The organism is Staphylococcus sp. HMSC061G12 (genome assembly GCF_001838465.1).
In the GTDB taxonomy this organism is placed as follows: domain Bacteria; phylum Bacillota; class Bacilli; order Staphylococcales; family Staphylococcaceae; genus Staphylococcus; species Staphylococcus simulans.
Map to the genome: position 1 here is coordinate 1 of NZ_KV837004.1, position 3,212 is coordinate 3,212.

The 3,212-nt window shown below is 29.0% G+C and carries 3 protein-coding genes and 2 pseudogenes; 4 read left to right on the forward strand and 1 reads right to left on the reverse strand.

The features are described 5' to 3' along the window. Positions 1-86 (reverse strand): annotated as a pseudogene (locus HMPREF2937_RS13395) (IS6 family transposase); the annotation flags it as partial. 208 nt (positions 87-294) lie between these two features. Here HMPREF2937_RS13395 and HMPREF2937_RS00460 point away from each other — a divergent pair. The 4 genes and pseudogenes from HMPREF2937_RS00460 to HMPREF2937_RS13925 form a co-directional block, all read left to right on the forward strand. Further along, entirely contained in the window at positions 295-513 is a 219-nt protein-coding gene (locus tag HMPREF2937_RS00460; RefSeq protein ID WP_070625905.1) for a hypothetical protein, read from the forward strand. A gap of 24 nt (positions 514-537) precedes the next feature. After that, entirely contained in the window at positions 538-672 is a 135-nt protein-coding gene (locus tag HMPREF2937_RS13920) for a hypothetical protein (RefSeq protein ID WP_256274289.1), read from the forward strand. Between the two features lie 67 nt (positions 673-739). Then, positions 740-2,890, forward strand: a complete 2,151-nt coding sequence (locus tag HMPREF2937_RS00465; RefSeq protein ID WP_070863796.1) for a peptidase domain-containing ABC transporter — start codon at positions 740-742, stop codon at positions 2,888-2,890. Then, a pseudogene (locus HMPREF2937_RS13925) lies at positions 2,887-2,970 on the forward strand (replication protein); the annotation flags it as partial. The gene HMPREF2937_RS00465 and the pseudogene HMPREF2937_RS13925, both read left to right, overlap by 4 nt. Positions 2,971-3,212 lie beyond the last annotated feature (242 nt).

Genomic DNA, 3,212 nt, shown 5'->3' on the forward strand with positions numbered 1-3,212 from the left:
CGATAACTCAATGCATATCTTAGATAGTAGCCAAAGGCTACAGTGATAACATCCTTGTTAAATTATTTATATCTGAAATAGTTCATAAAGAAGGCTCCTTCTTTGTTAAAATCATACTATAAATTTAACTTTACAACAGAACCGACTTTTATCTAAATAATTTTTTTACATTTTGTTAATTGTGTTTTAATAATCGATAGTTAAAATGAAAAATATCAAAGAGCTATGCTTTTTGATTAATTAATAGCTTGTTTTTTGATTAAAATAGTCAAAATAATTTAGGAGGTTATTATAATGAAAAAATTAAATTTAGCAGAGCTAAACACTATTAATGGCGGAGGAGTTATGGATAGTGTTCGTGGAGGACTTTCGGATATGAAAAATGGATTTAAAGAAGGCTTAGGCGAGTGGGAAGGTGGAACTAATACAAACGGCTGGATTGGTAGAACCGGAGGAAAAGTTGCTGGCGGTGCTAGAGACTTTATTAATTCTGCAAATGAACAATTGAAATAATAAAAGTCATGGAGGAGAAAATTAATGAAAAAGTTATCGAATCAAGAAATAAAACAAATTAATGGTGGTAATACTTGGGAAAGCCTTGGTGAAATCACTGGAAAATTAGCTAATAAAGTAGATAATATAAGCATCAGTTTTGGTGGAAAGAAAAAATAAAATATTAAATACAACATATGCGAGGATGGTATACCACCCTCGCATATGCTTTATAGAGGGTGAAAATGTGAAATTAAAATACATCCAACAGTACGATGAAAAAGATTGTGGTCCAACTTGTCTGGCGATGATCTCTCAGTATTATGGTAAACGTGTATCTATACCTAAGCTACGAGAATTGGCTAAAACAGATAAATTAGGGACAAATCTATACGGTTTAATAAAAGCAGGAGAAAAGATAGGTATCCAGCTTACAGGAGTGAAAGTAGAGTCTATTAAAGAACTAAATTCAGCAAAGTTCCCTGTAATTGTACATATTATCAATCAGCAAGGTTATGATCATTTTGTAATTATTGAAAAAATAAAAAATAATAAAATACATATTGTCGATCCTGGAAAAGGCAGATATAGACTTAATAAAAATGAATTTAATGAGCAATGGACGAACATTGCTGTATTAATTGAAAAAATGAGTACTTTTACAGTGGAAAATGAATCACCATCATATATGAAGCTATTTGTAGATATTTTTATAACAAATAAATTAAAAATATATTCGTTGGTTTTTATGTCATTTGTAATTAATACAATTGGTATTCTTGGAGCACTGTTTTTTAAATATTTGACAGATAATATTATACCAAACAACTTGATATCAAATCTTCATTTATTAGGTATGGGGATTCTTGCTCTATATATATCATCTATTATTTTAACTTATATAAGGTATGAGATGATTTTGCAGCTTAGTTTGAAAATAGATATAAATTTAATGAAAAATTATTTTTATCATGTGCTTCATTTACCTACAAATTTCTTTGATACGAGGAAAAGTGGAGAAATTTTACAAAGATTTATGGATACATCAAAGATTAGAGAAGCTTTATCGTCCTCCACAGTAACATTACTTGTTGATACTTTAATGATACTAATTGGAGGCACCTTACTTTATTTACAGAGCTCTAGGTTACTATTAATAACATTAATATTTATTCCCTTATTAATTGTATGTGTCTTCATATTAAAAAAACCGTTTGAGTATTACAATCAGAAAGTTGCAGAAAATGATGCTGATTTGAGTTCTTATTTAATTGAATCTTTTGATGGTAATCAAATTATTAAAAGTTATCACTCAGAAGAAAATGTTTATAATAAAGCAGTGACTAAATTTGATAAATTAATGAAAAATCTTTTAAAACTAGGACGATTTTCAAATTTACAATTATCGTTTAATAGCTTCTTAAAAATGATGATTAGCTTAGTTATTTTATGGGCAGGCGGTTACTTTGTAATTCATGAAGAAATGACATTAGGGAGCTTATTAGCATTTAATGCTTTAACAATATATTATTTAGATCCCATAGAAAGGTTAATAAACATACAACCCACTCTACAGTCATCTTTTGTAGCTGCAAGACGTATTGCAGAAATTACAGATTTAGATACAGAACCAAAAAATTCTGAAGAAAATCTACCTTATAAATTTGATAATAAAATCGCATTGCAGAATGTATCTTTTCAGTATGGTTTTCGAAGTATAGTTCTTGATAGTGTGAATATAGATATTAAAAAGGGAAATAAAATTGCTATTGTTGGAGAAAGTGGTAGTGGGAAGAGTACAGTAGGTAAGTTATTAGCCAGATACTATGATGTTAATGAAGGGGAAATTTTAATTGATAATGAAGATATTAATAAAATAAAATTAGTAGAATTAAGAGAGAGGATAGGTTATGTATCACAAGATACATTCTTATTTGCTGATACAATTTCTAATAACTTATTACATGGAAGTAACGAATTCAAATCTGAGAGTGCAGTCTTAGAAGCATGTAAAAATGCTGAAGCGCTAGATTTTATTAATAAATTACCCAATAAATTTGATACAATGCTTGAAAAAAGAGGGTCTAATTTGTCAGGTGGACAAGCCCAAAGAATTTCTTTAGCCAGAGCATTTTTAAAAGATCCAGATATTTTTATCTTTGATGAAGCCACTAGTGCATTAGATAGTATTACGGAGAAAAAAATAATGAGTACTATAGATCAGTTGGTTTATAATGAAGGAAAAACCGCAATTATAATCTCTCATAAACTTAGTACGGTTAAAAATGCTGATATTATATATGTATTACAAGATGGGCAAATGTGTGAACAAGGGAAGCACGATGAGCTTTTAAAGCTTCAAGGTATATACAATGAATTATGGAACTTACAAGTTTAAATTTAGATAATGTTGAAGATGGCAATTTAATTAATACAAGTGACGAAGAAGAAAAGTCATATTCAATTGCAGCAATTTAGAATTTTGAAAAAACAAAATTATGTCTTTTTGCCCCTGTGGGGAATATAACGATCAACCGTCATGATTGCCCAATTTTCATGTTGATTTTTTAATTTGCATGTAACTGGGTTTCACTTTATTCGATATATGAGAATGACTTTACCTAATAATTGAGAAAAGCAACGCACTATATTAAAATGCGTTGCTTTCTATTATCGAATACCTATAACTAAACTATCTCTAGCTGTTTCTACAACTTCTG

Bases quoted from the DNA above. Each gene is read 5' to 3' on its own strand.
- HMPREF2937_RS00460 (WP_070625905.1), top strand. From the start codon at position 295: ATGAAAAAATTAAATTTAGCAGAGCTAAACACTATTAATGGCGGAGGA.
- HMPREF2937_RS13920 (WP_256274289.1), top strand. From the start codon at position 538: ATGAAAAAGTTATCGAATCAAGAAATAAAACAAATTAATGGTGGTAAT.